14 protein-coding genes and 4 tRNA genes are annotated in these 17,617 nt (G+C 60.7%); 13 read left to right on the forward strand and 5 right to left on the reverse strand.

From position 1 onward, the window contains the following. Positions 1-3: 3 nt before the first annotated feature. Entirely contained in the window at positions 4-1,395 is a 1,392-nt protein-coding gene (locus tag P3C29_RS02190; RefSeq protein WP_201122696.1) for an aldehyde dehydrogenase family protein, read from the reverse strand. A gap of 104 nt (positions 1,396-1,499) precedes the next feature. On the opposite strand from P3C29_RS02190, the gene P3C29_RS02195 reads away from it, so the two are divergent. Further along, entirely contained in the window at positions 1,500-2,369 is an 870-nt protein-coding gene (locus P3C29_RS02195) for a LysR family transcriptional regulator (RefSeq protein WP_010175788.1), read from the forward strand. A gap of 284 nt (positions 2,370-2,653) precedes the next feature. Here P3C29_RS02195 and P3C29_RS02200 read toward each other — a convergent pair whose 3' ends face one another. Further along, positions 2,654-2,863, reverse strand: a complete 210-nt coding sequence (locus tag P3C29_RS02200) for a hypothetical protein (protein ID WP_169387631.1) — start codon at positions 2,861-2,863, stop codon at positions 2,654-2,656. Positions 2,864-3,185: 322 nt separating this feature from the next. Further along, on the reverse strand, positions 3,186-4,382 hold the full coding sequence (locus P3C29_RS02205) for an amino acid aminotransferase (protein WP_275963819.1): 1,197 nt from the start codon (positions 4,380-4,382) through the stop codon (positions 3,186-3,188). Between the two features lie 343 nt (positions 4,383-4,725). On the opposite strand from P3C29_RS02205, the gene uvrB reads away from it, so the two are divergent. Then, complete coding sequence (gene uvrB, locus P3C29_RS02210) at positions 4,726-6,741, forward strand: excinuclease ABC subunit UvrB (protein ID WP_275963820.1); 2,016 nt, start codon at positions 4,726-4,728, stop codon at positions 6,739-6,741. Between the two features lie 175 nt (positions 6,742-6,916). Here the strand turns inward: uvrB and P3C29_RS02215 are convergent, their stop codons facing one another. Both P3C29_RS02215 and P3C29_RS02220 read right to left on the reverse strand, forming a co-directional pair. Continuing rightward, positions 6,917-8,407: an MDR family MFS transporter gene (locus P3C29_RS02215; protein WP_201126138.1), complete on the reverse strand. Its 1,491-nt coding sequence runs from the start codon at positions 8,405-8,407 to the stop codon at positions 6,917-6,919. 49 nt (positions 8,408-8,456) lie between these two features. Continuing rightward, positions 8,457-9,503 carry an HlyD family secretion protein gene (locus P3C29_RS02220; RefSeq protein ID WP_169387634.1) on the reverse strand — a complete coding sequence of 349 codons (1,047 nt, stop codon included), beginning with the start codon at positions 9,501-9,503 and terminating at the stop codon, positions 8,457-8,459. A 196-nt stretch (positions 9,504-9,699) separates the two neighbouring features. On the opposite strand from P3C29_RS02220, the gene gltX reads away from it, so the two are divergent. The 11 genes from gltX (at position 9,700) to P3C29_RS02275 (ending at position 17,573) form a co-directional block, all read left to right on the forward strand. After that, the gene (gltX, locus tag P3C29_RS02225) at positions 9,700-11,181 is read left to right on the forward strand and encodes a glutamate--tRNA ligase (protein ID WP_025856465.1); all 1,482 of its coding nucleotides are present in this window, start codon (positions 9,700-9,702) and stop codon (positions 11,179-11,181) included. 147 nt (positions 11,182-11,328) lie between these two features. Then, positions 11,329-11,404: transfer RNA gene (locus P3C29_RS02230), tRNA-Ala, on the forward strand. Positions 11,405-11,484: 80 nt separating this feature from the next. Beyond that, positions 11,485-11,560 (forward strand) — tRNA-Glu (locus tag P3C29_RS02235). A gap of 50 nt (positions 11,561-11,610) precedes the next feature. Further along, positions 11,611-11,686: transfer RNA gene (locus tag P3C29_RS02240), tRNA-Ala, on the forward strand. A 79-nt stretch (positions 11,687-11,765) separates the two neighbouring features. Next, positions 11,766-11,841: transfer RNA gene (locus P3C29_RS02245), tRNA-Glu, on the forward strand. A 184-nt stretch (positions 11,842-12,025) separates the two neighbouring features. Further along, positions 12,026-12,565, forward strand: coding sequence for a TetR/AcrR family transcriptional regulator (locus tag P3C29_RS02250; protein ID WP_275963821.1), 540 nt, complete (start codon positions 12,026-12,028; stop codon positions 12,563-12,565). Positions 12,566-12,593: 28 nt separating this feature from the next. After that, positions 12,594-13,427, forward strand: coding sequence for an alpha/beta fold hydrolase (locus P3C29_RS02255; protein WP_275963822.1), 834 nt, complete (start codon positions 12,594-12,596; stop codon positions 13,425-13,427). Positions 13,428-13,477: 50 nt separating this feature from the next. Then, positions 13,478-13,927: a thioesterase family protein gene (locus tag P3C29_RS02260; protein WP_169387636.1), complete on the forward strand. Its 450-nt coding sequence runs from the start codon at positions 13,478-13,480 to the stop codon at positions 13,925-13,927. 40 nt (positions 13,928-13,967) lie between these two features. Beyond that, positions 13,968-14,945, forward strand: a complete 978-nt coding sequence (locus tag P3C29_RS02265) for a tRNA-dihydrouridine synthase family protein (protein ID WP_275963823.1) — start codon at positions 13,968-13,970, stop codon at positions 14,943-14,945. A 565-nt stretch (positions 14,946-15,510) separates the two neighbouring features. Further along, the gene (locus tag P3C29_RS02270) at positions 15,511-16,545 is read left to right on the forward strand and encodes a hypothetical protein (RefSeq protein WP_275963824.1); all 1,035 of its coding nucleotides are present in this window, start codon (positions 15,511-15,513) and stop codon (positions 16,543-16,545) included. 89 nt (positions 16,546-16,634) lie between these two features. Beyond that, positions 16,635-17,573 (forward strand): hypothetical protein, encoded by a 939-nt coding sequence (locus tag P3C29_RS02275; RefSeq protein WP_275963825.1) that lies wholly within the window; start codon positions 16,635-16,637, stop codon positions 17,571-17,573. Positions 17,574-17,617: the final 44 nt, after the last annotated feature.

The raw sequence follows: 17,617 nt of genomic DNA on the forward strand, positions 1-17,617 counted from the left end.
GGATTACTTGCGGTTCAGCCACACGGTCTGCGCGTTGCAGAATTCCCGCACGCCGAAGTGCGACAACTCCCGCCCGAAGCCGCTCTTTTTCACGCCACCAAACGAGACCCGAGGATCGGACACGCTGTAGGCGTTGATGAAGATGCCGCCGGTTTCCAGTTGGTTGGCAATGCTGCGCGCCTTTTCCGGATCGGTGGTGAACACGCTGGCGGTGAGGCCGAACTCGCTGTCGTTGGCCAGGGCCACGGCGTGGTCCGCATCGCGGGCGGTGATGATGGAGGCGACCGGCCCGAACAGTTCCTGTTTGAACGAGGTCATCTGGTCGGTGACGTTGGCCAGCACGGTGGGGGCGTAGTAGTTGCCTGCGCCTTCGACTTTATGGCCGCCCAACAGCAGGGTGGCGCCTTCGGCCAGGGTGGCCTGGACCTGGCCGTCGAGTTCGTCCCGCAGGTCGAAGCGGGCCATCGGGCCGATGTAGGTGTCGGTGGCGGTCGGGTCGCCCATCACCAGGTTGCGGCTGGCTTCGAGAAATTTGGCGGTGAAGGCTTCCACCACGCCTTCTTCGATGATCAGGCGCTTGGCGGCGGCGCACACCTGGCCGGAGTTCTGGAAGCGGCCGATCAGGGCGGCTTGCACGGCTTCGTCGAGGTTGGCGTCGTTGAGCACGATGAACGGGTCGGAGCCGCCCAGTTCCAGTACACATTTCTTCAGGGCGGCACCGGCCTGGGAGCCGATGGCCATGCCGGCACGCACGCTGCCGGTGAGGGTGACGGCGGCGATGCGCGGGTCGGCGATGGCTTTGGACACGCCGTCCGGGGTGACGTTGATCACTTCGAACAGGCCATCGGCGAACCCGGCGCGCTGGAAGGCTTGTTTCATCAGGTACGCGCTGCCCATCACGTTAGGCGCGTGTTTGAGCACGTAGGTGTTGCCGCTGAGCATGGTCGGTACGGCGCCGCGCAGCACTTGCCACACCGGGAAGTTCCACGGCATCACGGCGAGGATCGGGCCCAGCGGGCGGTATTCGATCTGGGCGGTGCCGTTGTCCACCAGGGTGGCTTCCGGGGCGAGCATGGCCGGGCCGTGGGCGGCGTACCACTCGGCCAGTTGCGCGCATTTTTCGATTTCGCCACGGGCCTGGGCGATGGGTTTGCCCATTTCCAGGGTGATCATTTGGGCCATTTCTTCGGCCTGGTCACGCAGGGTGCTGGCCAGGGCCAGCAGCAATTCGGCGCGCTGGGCGACAGGCGTATTGCGGCCGTTGCGGAAGGCATTGATGGAGCGGGTGAGGGCGGCATCCAGCTGCGCCTCGGTTTCATACGGGTAGCTGGCGACCGTTTCACCGTTGGCGGGGTTGATCGACAAGGCGTGGGTCTGGGAAGAAATCTGGCTCATGGCACCGTCCTGCGCAGTGAATGGAATGGAGGCCAGCGTACGGGGCTGTATCTTTTTCGGAAACTGAATAATATTAAGCAATACATTCACGTTTGGAGAATAACTTGGATCTGGTCCAGCTGGAAATTTTCAAAGCCGTTGCCGAGCAAGGCAGCATCAGCGCCGCCGCGCAGTTGATCCATCGGGTGCCGTCGAACCTGACCACGCGGATCAAGCAGTTGGAGCAGGACCTGGGCGTGGATTTGTTTATTCGCGAGAAAAGCCGGCTGCGGTTATCGCCGGCCGGGTGGAATTTTCTTGGCTATGCCCGGCGCATTCTCGACCTGGTGCAGGAAGCACGTGCGACGGTGGCGGGGGAGGAGCCTCAGGGCGCGTTTGCCCTGGGCTCGCTGGAGAGTACGGCGGCGGTGCGCATCCCGGCGTTGCTGGCGGCGTATAACCAGAAACACGCCAAGGTCGAGCTGGACCTGACCACCGGGCCGTCCGGGACGATGATCGAGGGCGTGTTGTCGGGGCGGCTGGCGGCGGCGTTTGTCGATGGGCCGGTGCTGCACGCGACGCTCGAAGGCGTGGCGGTGTTTGAGGAAGAGATGGTGGTAATTGCACCGCTGCACCATGCACCGATCACCCGGGGGCAGGATGTGAGCGGGGAGAGCATCTACACGTTTCGCTCGAACTGTTCGTACCGGCACCACTTCGAGCGTTGGTTCTCACAGGATGGCGCGGTGCCGGGGAAGATCTTCGAGATGGAGTCTTATCACGGGATGCTGGCGTGTGTGAGCGCCGGTGCGGGGCTGGCGCTGATGCCGCGCAGCATGCTGGAAAGCATGCCGGGGTTTACGACGGTAAGCGTGTGGCCGCTGACCGATACGTTTCGGATCTTGAATACCTGGCTGATCTGGCGCCGGGGCACGGTGTCGCAGAGTTTGAACAGTTTTGTGCGATTGCTGGAAGAGCGTGGACTGAAGGCGTAACAGGTTTCTGTATTGAGGGTGCCTGACCCACCGCTATCGCGGCCTCGCTAAAGCTCGACGGCTCCCACATTTGATCTTTGTCGGCCGCCAAATTGCAGGGTGTCTGCTTGCACCGAGTTGCACCGGCCACAAGAGAGCGGACTGAAGGCGGGAGTAGATCCCCTGTGGGAGCTGTCGAGCTTCAGCGAGGCTGCGATGGCGTCGGTACAGTCGACATTGAGGGTGCCTGACCCACCGCTATCGCGGCCTCGCTGAAGCTCGACGGCTCCCACATTGGGTCTTTGTCAGCCGCCGAACTGGAAGGTGCCCAAAGCCAGCTTGGCCATCAGGGCGCCGGCGCCCAGTTGCACCAGCCACAGCGCCAGGCCTCCGAGGAACACGCCGAGGGCGACTTGCAGCACCAGGCTTTTCTGGCGCTTGACGGGGGTTGGGCGCGGGGTGAAGTGGTCCAGTTCGTCGCGGTCGGCACGCAGGTCCAGGTCGTCGTTTCTCATAGGGTACTCATGGGGAAGGGACAGTCTTGCTGTCAGTCTAGGGGTAGCGGACTGAAAGCAGCGAATTTTTAAGGCTCACCACCCACTTCTCAAGGCAGCCACCCATCCTGTGGTGAGGGGGCTTGTCCCCCGCTGGGGCGCGAAGCGGCCCTGATTCAGGCACCGCATTCATTCAGAAAGTTCACGGGGGCAGGTTTTAGGGCCGCTTCGCGCCCCAACGGGGGACAAGCCCCCTCACCACAGGTTCGGTGTTCAGAAAAGAGTGTTTCAGCAACAAAAAGGGGAAGCCACCGGCTTCCCCTTTTTGTGCATCACAACAGGCTTACAGCACCTGAACGATAGCCTTGGTCACAGCATCGATGTTCTTCTGGTTCAACGCCGCCACACAGATGCGGCCAGTGTCCAGCGCGTAGATACCAAACTCGCTGCGCAGGTGGGTCACTTGCTCAACGTTCAGGCCGGAGTAGGAGAACATCCCGCGCTGGCGACCGACGAAGCTGAAGTCGTGGCCCGGTGCAGCCTTGGCCAGGTCAGCGACCATCTGCTCGCGCATGCCGCGGATGCGCAGGCGCATTTCGGCCAGTTCCGCTTCCCACTGGGCGCGCAGCTCAGGGTTGTTCAGCACCGCTGCCACGATCGCCGCGCCGTGGGTCGGCGGGTTGGAGTAGTTGGTGCGGATCACACGCTTGACCTGGGACAGGATGCGCGCGCTTTCTTCCTTGGAGTCGGTGACGATGGACAGGGCGCCCACGCGCTCGCCGTACAGCGAGAACGACTTGGAGAACGAGCTGGACACAAAGAAAGTCAGGCCCGATTCAGCAAACAGGCGCACGGCCGCGGCGTCTTCGTCGATGCCGTCGCCAAAGCCCTGGTAGGCCATGTCGAGGAACGGCACGAGGTTTTTCGCCTTGACCACGTCCAGCACTTGTTGCCAGTCGGCCGGGCTCAGGTCGACGCCGGTCGGGTTGTGGCAGCAGGCGTGCAGCACGACGATGGACTGCGGCGGCAGGGCGTTGAGGTCTTCCAGCAGGCCGGCGCGGTTGACGTCGTGGGTGGCGGCGTCGTAGTAGCGATAGGTCTGTACCGGGAAGCCGGCTTTTTCGAACAGCGCCTGGTGGTTTTCCCAGCTCGGGTCGCTGATGGCGACGACGGCGTTGGGCAGCAGTTGCTTGAGGAAGTCAGCGCCGATTTTCAGGGCGCCGGTGCCGCCGACTGCCTGGGCGGTGATTACGCGGCCGGAGCTGATCAGTGGCGACTCAGCGCCGAACAGCAGCTTTTGCACGGCCTGGTCGTAGGCGACGATACCGTCGATCGGCAAGTAGCCACGGGCGGCGTGTTGCGCCACTCGAATGGCTTCCGCTTCGGCAACGGCACGCAAGAGTGGAATCTTCCCCTCCTCGTTGCAGTAAACGCCCACGCCAAGGTTGACCTTGGTGGTTCGGGTATCGGCGTTGAATGCTTCGTTGAGGCCCAGGATTGGATCGCGTGGTGCCATTTCGACAGCGGAGAACAGGCTCATTTTTGCGGCAGCTCTATAGAGAGTGGAGGGACGTGTCGCGCTCCAGCCGAATGCACTAGAGCGGTGCACAAACGGGGAGCTAGTATAGAGGCCATCAGGGCTCACGGCGACAGCCGAAACGGCTTTTCGGCCAAGTTTTTCGGTTTATTTACCGACCGTTAGTCTTATTGCAACATTGGTGGCCGACGGCATGTAGGACGATTGCCTTGAAACCCGTCACATTCGCCTCCACTTCTACAGCTATCATGGTTTTTTCCTGCAACCTGCGCCGAACAGCCGCGGGTCGCGGTCTTTTTCGTCCCCGCTGCTTTTTCCGGCCCCGGGGTGACTCAAGAGGTACGTTATGTCGGATTTCCAGCTAGTCACCCGCTTCGAGCCCGCCGGCGATCAACCGGAAGCCATCCGCCTGATGGTCGAGGGCATCGAGGCCGGCCTGGCGCACCAGACCTTGCTCGGGGTGACCGGCTCCGGCAAGACCTTCAGCATTGCCAACGTGATCGCCCAGGTGAACCGCCCGACCCTGGTGCTGGCGCCGAACAAGACCCTGGCCGCGCAGTTGTATGGCGAGTTCAAGGCGTTCTTCCCGAACAACGCGGTGGAGTACTTCGTTTCCTACTACGACTACTACCAGCCGGAAGCCTACGTGCCGTCGTCCGACACCTTTATCGAGAAAGACGCCTCGATCAACGACCACATCGAGCAGATGCGGCTGTCGGCGACCAAGGCGCTGCTGGAGCGCAAGGACGCGATCATCGTCACCACGGTGTCGTGCATCTACGGCCTGGGCAGCCCGGAAACCTATTTGAAGATGGTGCTGCACGTCGACCGTGGCGACAAACTCGACCAGCGCGAACTGCTGCGCCGCCTGACGAGCCTGCAATACACCCGCAACGACATGGATTTCGCCCGGGCGAGCTTCCGCGTGCGTGGGGATGTGATCGACATCTACCCGGCGGAATCCGACCTGGAAGCGATCCGCATCGAGCTGTTCGATGATGAAGTCGAGAGCCTGTCGGCGTTCGACCCTTTGACCGGCGAAGTGATCCGCAAACTGCCGCGCTTCACCTTCTACCCGAAAAGCCACTACGTGACCCCGCGTGAAACCCTGATGGGCGCCATCGAGGGCATCAAGAGCGAACTGGTGGAGCGCCTGGAATACCTGCGCTCCAACAACAAGCTGGTGGAAGCCCAGCGCCTGGAGCAGCGCACCCGCTTTGACCTGGAGATGATCCTCGAGCTGGGCTACTGCAACGGCATCGAAAACTACTCGCGCTACCTCTCGGGCCGCGAGTCCGGCCAGGCGCCGCCCACCCTGTTTGATTACCTGCCGGATGACGCCTTGCTGGTGATCGACGAGTCCCACGTCAGCGTGCCGCAGGTGGGCGCGATGTACAAAGGTGACCGTTCGCGTAAAGAAACGCTGGTGGAATACGGCTTCCGCCTGCCGTCGGCGCTGGATAACCGGCCGATGCGTTTCGACGAGTTCGAAGGCATCAGCCCGCAGACGATTTTTGTCTCGGCCACCCCGGGCAACTACGAGGCCGAACATGCCGGGCGTGTGATTGAACAATTGGTGCGCCCGACCGGCCTGGTGGACCCGCAAATCGAAATCCGCCCGGCGCTGACTCAGGTGGACGACTTGCTGTCGGAAATCACCAAGCGTGTGGCCCTGGAAGAGCGGGTGCTGGTCACCACGCTGACCAAGCGCATGTCTGAAGATTTGACCGATTACCTGGCCGACCACGGCGTGCGTGTGCGTTATTTGCACTCGGACATCGACACCGTGGAACGCGTGGAAATCATCCGCGACCTGCGCCTGGGCACCTTTGATGTGCTGGTGGGTATCAACCTGCTGCGCGAAGGTCTGGATATGCCGGAAGTGTCCCTGGTGGCGATTCTGGATGCCGACAAGGAGGGCTTCCTGCGTTCCGAGCGCTCGTTGATCCAGACCATTGGCCGCGCGGCGCGTAACCTCAATGGCCGGGCGATTCTGTATGCGGACCGGATCACCGGTTCCATGGAGCGCGCGATTGGCGAGACCGAGCGTCGTCGCGACAAGCAGATTGCCTACAACCTTGCGAACGGCATCACACCGAAGGGCGTGTTCAAGGATGTGGCCGACATCATGGAAGGCGCCACCGTGCCGGGCTCGCGCAGCAAGAAGCGCAAGGGCATGGCCAAGGCGGCCGAGGAGAACGCCAAGTACGAAGCCGAATTGCGTTCGCCGAGCGAGATCACCAAGCGTATTCGCCAGTTGGAAGAGAAGATGTACCAGTTGGCGCGCGACCTGGAGTTTGAAGCGGCGGCGCAGATGCGCGATGAGATTGGCAAGTTGCGCGAGCGTCTGTTGGCTGTCTGATTTGCAGCGATGCAGCTTCTGTGGTGAGGGGGCTTGTCCCCCGTTGGGCTGCGAAGCGGCCCCAAAACCTGCTTACCCGGTTCTGCCTGAAAGACTGCGGTGATTCTTACAGGGGCTGCTGCGCAGCCCAACGGGGGACAAGCCCCCTCACCACAGGTTTGGTGTACACAGTTATTCAGTGGGCTTCCCCGGCCTTGAGCCCCGCCGGCAACGCCTTGGTCAACAAGATCGCCACCATGCTGATCCCCAGCGCCAACCCCACAAAGTGAAACGCATCGTTGTAGGCCATGATCTGCGCCTGCTGATGCGCTATCTCACTCAACTTGCCCAACGCCGCCGTCTCACTCCCAAACTTCTCGGTCAACGTCGCCATCCGCTCCGCCACCTGCGGGTTGGTCGGCACAATCGCCTCCCGCAGATAATCAAAGTAGGTCTTGGTGCGCGCATCCAGCAGCGTCGCCAGCAGCGCGATCCCGATCGCCCCACCGAGGTTTCGCAGGATATTGAACAGGCTCGACGCCGACCCGGCGTCCTTCGGCAGGATGTACGCCGTGGCAATCAACGAAATCGTCACCATGATCAACGGTTGCCCGAGCGCGCGGATGATCTGGATCCGGTTGAACTGGTCCCCGGCAAAGTCCGGGTTGAGCACCCCCGACGAAAAACTCGCCAATCCGAACAGCCCGAACCCCAGGGTGCACAGCCACTTGGGCGACACGTATTTCATCAGCTTGGGCACCAGCGGAATCAAAAACAGCTGCGGAACCCCCATCCACATGATCACTTCGCCGATTTGCAGGGCGTTGTAGTTCTGGATCTGTGCCAGGTACAGCGGCAGCAGATAAATCGAGCCGTATAACCCCACGCCCATCCCCAGGCTCGAAATACTCGACAGCCCGAAGTTGCGATTGCCGAGGATGCGCAGGTTGATCAGCGGGTTTGGCTTGGACATCTGCACTATCACAAAAGTGATCAGGCTCAGCAGGGCGACGGTGCCCAGGCTGAGGATCAGGCTCGATTCCAGCCAGTCTTTGCGATGGCCTTCTTCCAGGAACACCTGCAAACACCCAAGGCCCACGGCCATGGTGACGATGCCGAGGTAGTCGGTGCTTTTGAGCAGGTCCCAGTTGGACGCCTTTTTCTCCAGCCCATACAACAGCCCGGCGATCATGATCAGGCCCGGCGGGATGTTGATGTAGAAGATGTATTCCCAGCCCCAGTTCTCGGTGAGCCAGCCGCCAATGGTCGGCCCGATGGAGGGGGCGAAGGTGGCGGTCATGGCGAACATGGCCATGCCTTTGGGGCGGTGGTGTTCTGGCAACTTGATCAGGGTGAGGGTGAATGCCAGCGGGATCAGAGCACCGCCGGTAAAGCCCTGCAAGGCGCGGAACACGATCATGCTTTCCAGGCTCCAGGCCATGGAGCACATCAGCGAGGCGATCAGGAACCCGCCCGACACCCACACCGCCAGCCGGCGTGCCGACAACAGCTGCACCAGCCAGGCGGTGAGGGGGATCATGATGATTTCGGCCACAAGGTAGGAGGTGGAAATCCACGAGCCTTCTTCCAGAGTGGCCGACAGCGCGCCCTGGATATCCTTGAGGGAAGAGTTGGTGATCTGGATGTCGAGCACCGCCATAAAGGCGCCGAGCATCACGCTCATCACCGCGATCCAGTCGCGCCGGGTCGGTTCGCCGACCGGCGGCAGCAGTTGATCACCGGCCATCGTGCGGGTCTTGGATGTTCACTTTGACCGTTACCGACATGCCCGGGCGGATCTTGCCTTGCAGCGGGTTGTCAGCGGCGAAGGTCAGTTTGACCGGAATCCGTTGTACGACCTTGGTGAAGTTGCCCGTGGCATTGTCCGGCGGCAGCAGGCTGAATTGCGCGCCGGAGGCCCCGAACAGGTTGGCGACGCGGCCTTCGATCGGGGTGTCGCCGTAGGCATCAAACGTCAGCTCGGCGGTTTGCCCGGGCTGCATGTGGCCGATCTGGGTTTCCTTGAAGTTGGCCTGCACCCAGATGTCCTGGTCGGGGACGATCGACAGCAGGTAGGCGCCGGCCTGTACGTATTGGCCATTGCGCGCGGCACGCTGGCCGATCAGGCCGCTGATGGGCGCGTGGATTTCGCTGCGGGTCAGGTTCAGTTCGGCCTGGGCCAGGTCGGTCCTGGCGTTGGCGATCATCGCGTCGAGGCGCTTGATCTCGGCGTTCAGTGCGTTGACCTGCTGGCGCTGGCCCTGCAGGTCGGCCTGGGCCATGGTCACCTGGGAACGGGCGATATGGTTGTCGGCGTCGAGGGTGGTCACCCGTTCTTCCGAGACGTAGCCGGGCTTGCGCAAGGTTTGCGCGCGGTTCAGGTCGATCTGCGAGCGGCCGAGGGTGGCCTGGCTGGAGGACACCTTGGCTTCACTGGCGGCAATCAGGCTGGCTTGCTGGGTGAGTTTGCTCTGGGCCTGCACGCGCTCGGCTTCGCGCATGGCCAGGGCGGCGTTGGCGCGGTCGACGGCGAGGTGGAAGTCGTCGCCTTCGAGTCTGACCAGCAGTTGGCCTTTTTCCACGTGTTCGTTATCACCGACCATGACCTCGACGATGCGCGCGCCCAGTTGGCTGGAGACCCGGGTGATTTCGCCCTGGACGTAGGCGTTGTCGGTGCTTTCATAAAAGCGGCCCTTGAAGAACCACTGGGCGAAAAAGCCCGCGGCGATCAGGACCACGATAAACAGGAAGATAAACAGGCGGCGTTTGAGCGGGGCAGGCATGGCGATCATGTCGGTAACAAAAGGTAATGGAATATAGCCAGCGAACGGTCTGGCAAATAGCCATGTCGAGTCTTGAGACCGGAGCTTGTCTCATATGCCCTTTGTTCGCCTCCCCACGCTGGAGCCCAAGGGCTTGGGGCTGTTACCATTCGCCCCTTGTTTCATTTTCAGTTTTATCGCCAATTCGAGACCCGCCATGACCACCGTCCGCACGCGCATTGCGCCATCGCCTACTGGGGATCCCCACGTAGGTACTGCTTACATCGCCTTGTTCAACTACTGCTTTGCCAAGCAGCATGGCGGTGAATTCATCCTGCGGATCGAAGACACCGATCAACTGCGTTCCACCCGTGAGTCGGAACAGCAGATTTTCGATGCCCTGCGCTGGTTGGGCATTACCTGGGCCGAAGGCCCGGACGTCGGCGGCCCCCACGGCCCGTATCGCCAGAGCGAGCGCAGCGACATCTACAAGCAGTACACCCAGCAGTTGGTCGACATGGGCCACGCCTTCCCGTGCTTCTGCACCGCCGAAGAGCTGGACCAGATGCGCGCCGAGCAACAGGCTCGTGGCGAAACCCCGCGCTATGACGGCCGCGCGCTGCTGCTGTCGAAAGAAGAAGTGGCCCGGCGCCTGGCCGCCGGCGAGCCGCACGTTATCCGCATGAAGGTGCCGAGCGAAGGCGTGTGCGTGGTGCCGGACATGCTGCGCGGCGACGTCGAGATCCCGTGGGACCGCATGGACATGCAAGTGCTGATGAAGACCGACGGCCTGCCGACGTACTTCCTGGCCAACGTGGTCGACGATCACCTGATGGGCATCACCCACGTGCTGCGTGGCGAAGAGTGGCTGCCGTCTGCGCCGAAACTGATCCTGCTGTACGAGTACTTCGGCTGGGAACAACCGCAGCTGTGCTACATGCCGCTGCTGCGTAACCCGGACAAGAGCAAGCTGTCCAAGCGCAAGAACCCGACCTCGGTGACCTTCTACGAGCGCATGGGCTTCATGCCGGAAGCGATGCTCAATTACCTGGGCCGCATGGGCTGGTCGATGCCGGACGAGCGCGAGAAGTTCTCGCTGCAGGAAATGGTCGATAACTTCGACTTGTCCCGCGTGTCCCTCGGCGGGCCGATCTTCGACATCGAGAAACTCTCGTGGCTCAACGGCCAGTGGCTGCGTGACCTGCCGGTGGAAGAGTTCGCCAGCCGCGTGCAGCAGTGGGCGTTGAACCCCGAGTACATGATGAAGATCGCGCCGCTGGTGCAGGGCAGGGTAGAGACGTTCAGCCAGGTGGCACCGTTGGCGAGTTTCTTCTTTGCCGGTGGCGTGAACCCGGATCCCAAGCTGTTTGAGTCGAAGAAGCTCTCGGGTGACCAGGTTCGCCAGTTGATGCAGTTGATCCTGTGGAAGCTCGAAAGCCTGCGCCAGTGGGAGAAGGATGCAATCACCGCGACGATCCAGGCGGTGGTTGAATCCCTGGAATTGAAACTGCGCGATGCCATGCCCCTGATGTTTGCCGCGATCACCGGGCAGGCCAGTTCGGTCTCCGTACTCGACGCGATGGAAATCCTGGGCCCGGACCTGACGCGTTTCCGTCTGCGCCAAGCCCTTGATTTGCTTGGTGGTGTGTCGAAGAAAGAAAACAAGGAATGGGAAAAGCTGCTGGGCGCTATCGCTTAAGCACACTGTTGTAACGGCCAAACCCCGGTTTTCCGGGTTTTGCTCGGTAAGTGATTGTTATCTCGGCAAAAAATTTTGAAAATTGTTGAAAATAAATTTGACACGTTTCGAATACGCCATTAAGATTCGCCCCGTCCTCACCGACGAGGGGCTATAGCTCAGCTGGGAGAGCGCTTGCATGGCATGCAAGAGGTCAACGGTTCGATCCCGTTTAGCTCCACCAATTTACAGGTTCAAGGTCTGGCCACACCGTCCTTGAATCGATCAGTTCTCAGCGCTGATCATGTTGTACAGAAGGTTTGTGTCCCCTTCGTCTAGTGGCCTAGGACACCGCCCTTTCACGGCGGTAACAGGGGTTCGAGTCCCCTAGGGGACGCCAGTTTCAACAAGCAGTTCGAAAGGTCTGCTGCGCCGCGAGGCGAAAAATCCGGGGCTATAGCTCAGCTGGGAGAGCGCTTGCATGGCATGCAAGAGGTCAACGGTTCGATCCCGTTTAGCTCCACCAATTTACAGGTTCAAGGTCTGGCCACACCGTCCTTGAATCGATCAGTTCTCAGCGCTGATCAGTTGTACAGAAGGTTTGTGTCCCCTTCGTCTAGTGGCCTAGGACACCGCCCTTTCACGGCGGTAACAGGGGTTCGAGTCCCCTAGGGGACGCCACGATTACCCGCTCTGCGGGATTTTTAAGGGTCATTCAATTATTGAATGGCCCTTTTGTTTGTCTGGCGTTTGGCTAATCCCTCCTTTCTCTTCCCGCTCTGTTCTTCTGACCAATGGTCATGCCGGTGGCTTGCGAAATATTATTATGGTAATAATATTCGAAGCATGAGATTCGGAGGCAACGATGAACGATAAAAAAGCACAAACCCGCGAACGTATTCTGCAAGCTGCCGGCGCCGCCTTGATCCAGCGTGGCCCGGCCGAACCAAGTGTTGGCGAAGTGATGGGCGCCGCGGGGCTCACCGTCGGTGGTTTCTACGCGCACTTTGAAAGCAAGGATGCGTTGATGCTGGAGGCCTTCACCGCGTTGCTGGCCCGGCGTCGTGCCGCTGTTGAAGACATGGACTCGACGCTGACCGGCGAGGAGCGCCGTGCCCTGGTGGCAGCGTTCTACCTGTCGCGCAAACACCGCGACTCCACTTCCCAGGCGTGCCCTATTCCGTCCACCGTGGGCGAGATGAGCCGCTTGCCAGACGAGTTCCGCCACGCCCTGAACGAGCATTGCGAATTGATGGCTGCCCAGCTGGCTGCCAGCCCCGAAGACACCGACAAGGCCTTGGCCGACATGGCGCTGATGATCGGCGGCTTGTCGCTGGCCCGCGCCCTGGGCCCGGGCGAATTGTCGGATCGTGTGTTGCGCGCGGCCAAGTCCGCAGTGCGTTAAGAACGGCTTCTGGCCTGAGGAATGAGCGATGGGCACGTTGAACTGGATTCGTGGCGTCAATGGCACCTTGGGCCGGCTGGCGCCGCAAACCGTCGCCAGCAAGATGCGTCGGGCATTCATGACGCCCCGGGATCTGCCGCCCCGTGACTGGGAGCTGCCGCTGCTGGCGCAATCGGAGCGCATCACCTTGCGTTTCGGCTTGTCGGCGCTGAAATGGGGCCAGGGCCCGGCCGTGTTGTTGATGCACGGTTGGGAAGGGCGCCCAACGCAATTCGCCAGCCTGATCACTGCATTGGTGGAGGCGGGTTATTCGGTGATTGCCCTGGACGGTCCGGCCCATGGTCGCTCGCCTGGGCGTGAGGCCCATGTGCTGCTGTTTGCTCGCGCCATGCTGGAAGCGGCCGCCGAGCTGCCACCGTTGCACGCTGTCGTCGGCCACTCCATGGGCGGCGCCAGTGCGATGTTGGCGGTGCAGTTGGGGTTGCGCACCGAGGCGCTGGTCAGCATCGCCGCACCTTCGCGGTTTCTCGACGTATTGCGCGGCTTTGCCGGCATGGTCGGTTTGCCGGCACGGGCGCGTTCGGCGTTTATCCAGCAGGTCGAACTGACGATGGGCATGCCGCTCAAGCACCTCGACGTCGCTCACTATCAAATGAACATCCCGGGCCTGATCGTGCACGCCGAAGACGACACCTTCGTCTCGGTCAAAGCCTGCCAGGTGATCCATGACGCGTGGTTCGACAGCCGCCTGCTGCGCCTGGAGCAGGGAGGGCACCAGAAGGTGCTGGCAGACCCGCGCGTGATCGAAGGCGTACTGGCACTGCTGGCCGGTCGCCACGTGCCGGAACGCCAAACCGCCTGAACCATGGGTTACACTGCTCCCCGCCGACATTAATCGACCGGGAGCACCGCATGGGCTGGGACTTGGCAACGCCGTTTATCATCGATCTTCAGGTCGGTACCGAAGACATCGACGGGCTGGGGCACGCCAACAACGCCGTGTACGTGTCCTGGCTGGAACGCTGCGCCTGGCGCCACTCCCAGCGCCTGGGGCTGGACCTCACCGAGTATCGCCGGCTGGACCGCGCCATGGCTGTGGTGCGCCATGAGATCGATTACCTCGCGGCGGGCTACGAAGGCGACGAGCTGCAGTTGGCCACCTGGATCGTCGACTGGGACCAGCGGCTGAAAATGACCCGACGCTTCCAACTGGTGCGCCCGCGTGACGGTGCCACCTTGCTGCGAGCGCAAACCACCTTTGTCTGCATCGAGCTGTCCAGCGGCAAGCCCAAGCGCATGCCGTCGGAATTTCTTGAGGGTTACGGCCCTGCGCTGCAAGGCGAATTACCCTCCGGCGCCTGAAACCCGTAAACTGCGCCACGTTTTTCGTTGAGTGTTTTCCATGCAAATTGCTTTGGCGCCCATGGAGGGGTTGGTCGACAACATCCTGCGGGACGTGCTGACCCGGGTTGGCGGTATTGATTGGTGCGTGACCGAGTTCATCCGGGTCAACGACCGCCTGCTCACGCCTGCGTACTTCCACAAGCTCGCCCCTGAATTGCTGCACGGTGCCAAAACCGCTGCCGGCGTACCGCTGCGCGTGCAGTTACTGGGTTCAGACCCGGTGTGCCTCGCCGAAAACGCCGCCCTGGCCTGCGAGCTGGGCTCCCAGGTGATCGACCTCAACTTCGGCTGCCCGGCCAAGACCGTCAACAAGTCCCGTGGCGGCGCGGTGCTGCTCAAGGAGCCGGAGCTGCTCAACCAGATCGTCGAGCACGTACGGCGCGCCGTGCCTGCGCATATTCCCGTTACCGCGAAGATGCGCCTGGGCTTCGACAGCCCGGACGGTGCCCTGGTGTGCGCCACCGCCCTGGCTGAAGGCGGTGCGGCGCATATCGTGGTGCATGCGCGCACCAAGACCGACGGCTACAAGCCGCCGGCGCACTGGGAGTGGATCCCGCGTGTGCAGGAGGTGGTCAAGGTGCCGGTGTTCGCCAACGGCGATATCTGGAGCGTTGAAGACTGGCTGCGTTGCCGCGAGATCAGCGGCGTCGAAGACATCATGCTCGGCCGCGGCCTGGTGGCTCGCCCGGACCTGGCCCGGCAGATTGCGGCTGCTCGTGCGGGCGAAGAAGTGGTGGAGATGACTTGGGCGCAGATGCAGCCAATGCTGCATGAGTTCTGGCGGCAATCGGTGGAGCAACTGACCGAGCGCCAGGCGCCGGGTCGTTTGAAGCAGTGGCTGGCCATGCTGACCCGCAACTACCCCGAGGCGGTGGAGTTATTTACGGCGATGCGCCGGGAAACTGACTTGGAGCAAGTGGGGCGATTGCTGGGGATGCCCGGTCAGCGGCCTGAGGCGTTGGTGTTGCAAGATTAAGTTTATATATATAGAAGTTTCATTGTTTATTTCAGGGGCGCCTCGGGCGCCCCTTTTTTTTGCTTGAAATTACCCTCGCGCGTGAATGCTTGAAGTAACTGGGTGGTTGTCGGTGTGGCGAAAGTATTCTTTGTGTGGAGTGGTTTCTTTATATGTGTAAGTTGTTTTGTTTTTCGGGTTTTAGTAATGCCGGATTTTTACACGTAGTAGGTTGATCCGGCCGGGCTGAAGTATTTGCGCGCGTGGCAATTAACACAGGTTCGCCGTTTTATTTGGGATCCGTGATTTCATTAAATTGCGTGCAGTACTGACTGTTGCTCTATGTATCGGGCGCGTTTTCGTACAGGGTGAGGCTGGACACGACTTTTCTATGGATGTCCATAGGAGAAAGTCTCTGCTCGCCTTATGGTTTCCTTATGTGAAGCCCGATTATCGGAACTCAATTACCTCACATCCCACGAAAGTAGGGAGTGCCAACACTCGTGCATGTTTTTACTTCCCATTGAAGACACGGGTTCCCTGCACCGCCCGCCGGTTCAGAGGAGCGCCGAATAAGGATGAGTCCATGTCTAATCTGTCGATTAATACTACTGTGCCCATGAATACTGACTATCGTCCATTGGATCGAGAGCAGGTGGTTAATAAGTCTCGCGATAACCAGACGCTCAATGGTTTATCCACTACCGTGATCCGTAATAATGATTTAGGGCCAAAAGACAGTAACGTTACGGTAAGCAAGGATGCCCTGGAGAAGTTGTTTGAGATGTTTGACTTTGCCTTCAAGGCCATACGCAGCATGTTGGCGGCCCAGGGGGGGCAACCCAAGCGGGAGCTTGATGCTGCCCCTTTACCTAAAGTGCCGCCAGAGACAGGCCCGCAGTCGAAGGTGATGCCGGAAGCCAGCCCTCAACCCAGGGTAATCCCCGGCCCCGGCCCCGGCCCCGGCCCCGGCCCGGGGCCGGGGCCGGGGCCGAAGGACGTACCGGACGCCAGTGTCCTGCCGAGGGTGATGCCAGAGTCGAATCCACAACCGAAGGTAGTCCCAGGCCCAGCGCCCAAAGTAGAACCGGACGCCAAAGTCCTGCCGAAGGTGATGCCAGAGGGCAACCCTCAACCGAAAGTGGTTCCAGCCCCTGTGCCAAATGTCAGGCCGGATGCAGAGCAGCAGAATAAGCTGACGAATGATATTAACCTGACCGTTCAGGTGCTTAACTGCCACTGCCCTCACCCTGAGACGAAAGTGGCCCCCCACACGACAGTCACGCAAGACGTCGATGGCAAAACCGTGGTAGTGCCGCACCTGCCGGTTACACCCACGGTCGACGCCAAAATCCCGGTGGTGCCACGGCCGCCGTTAAAACCCGCCATCGACAACAAAACGCCAGTCATTCCACAGCCTCCCGTTAAGTCCGAAGTCGATCCAAAAACGCCAATAGTGCCGCAGCCCGAAGTGACGCCAGACGTGCTCCCTGCGCCGGAGACGGATTTGACGGCTCCGGGGCCCGCCGAAGACCGTTCGAACGAGGTCTTCAATCGGCGTAGCCGGAACCGGTTCGATAACGATTGGCGGGTTGATACCGGTCGCCGGACGAAGGCGTAAACCCCTGACAGATTTACATAACTAACTGAAAGCGGTTGCTCCCTGTGCTTGGTTACGCCGGGGAGCACTGTGTAAATAGAGGTGAGTGTATGACTGGTATGGCGATTAACAGTGGGGTGGTTATAAAGCCTGAGTACTTGCAGCATGAGCCGGGTGTGGCAGTGACAGCGAATAACGCTTCGAGGGGGATAAGTTTTGCGACCAGCAACGCTTTATCCCGTGACGATAACGCCCAGGGCGGTGTCCGTGATACGGAGCAGAGTTCACAGCTACTTAACAACTTGCTTGAAATGTTCACCCGGTTTTTTACCCAGTTACAAAGCCTGCTGTCGGACAAGAGCGCCAACGTTGCGCGTGACACTACGCCCGTGCCCCAGCCGCAAGTCGTGCCGAAACCGGACACGCCAATGCCTGATCCCCAGGCAACTCATCTTCCGGATCTTTCCAGCAAGCGGGGTGGGGCCAAGGCCGATGATATCTGGGGTGGGTTCCGCCAGGGGCCTGATGGTAACTGTGTGACGGTCTCGGCTATCAAGGCGGCGATGGTGAAGTTTGGCCAGAGCCCGACGGATATTTATAAAGAGGTTAAAAAAATAGCCGAGGGTTACCAGGTCACCATGCGTGACGGATTTGCTCTCACGTTAAGCCGTCAGGAGTTGGCCGAGGGCATTCGCGGCGCAAAGTTTGTCGGCCGCGATAAGGAAATGCTCAAGGATGCTCACTTTTTGTTTGCGGTAAGCGCCAAGCGGGCGCAGATGGAAAACAATGACGGCACTGCCAAGCGAAGTTTTAGTGCGGCGGTTCGCAGCCTCAATGATGGGGAAGATGAGAGAGGTGCGGGAGAGGGGTTCCTGCGGTTAGGTTTGAAGGCACATATGAAGAACGTGCCGGTCAGTACACTGGCAAATGGCACGCTCGGCATGGTCAATCGCACCGGGCACTCCGTGGCAGTGATCAACGGCATTGAAGAGTTGTATGGGAAAAAGGGGGGCGCGCCAAGACGCGGTGATGCCATTGCGTTGGTGTGATGCCGGTCAATGCGCTTTAGAACATTCGTCTAAATAAGGTTCCG

Origin of the sequence: Pseudomonas sp. 1912-s, from assembly GCF_029269205.1 — a bacterium.
In the GTDB taxonomy this organism is placed as follows: domain Bacteria; phylum Pseudomonadota; class Gammaproteobacteria; order Pseudomonadales; family Pseudomonadaceae; genus Aquipseudomonas.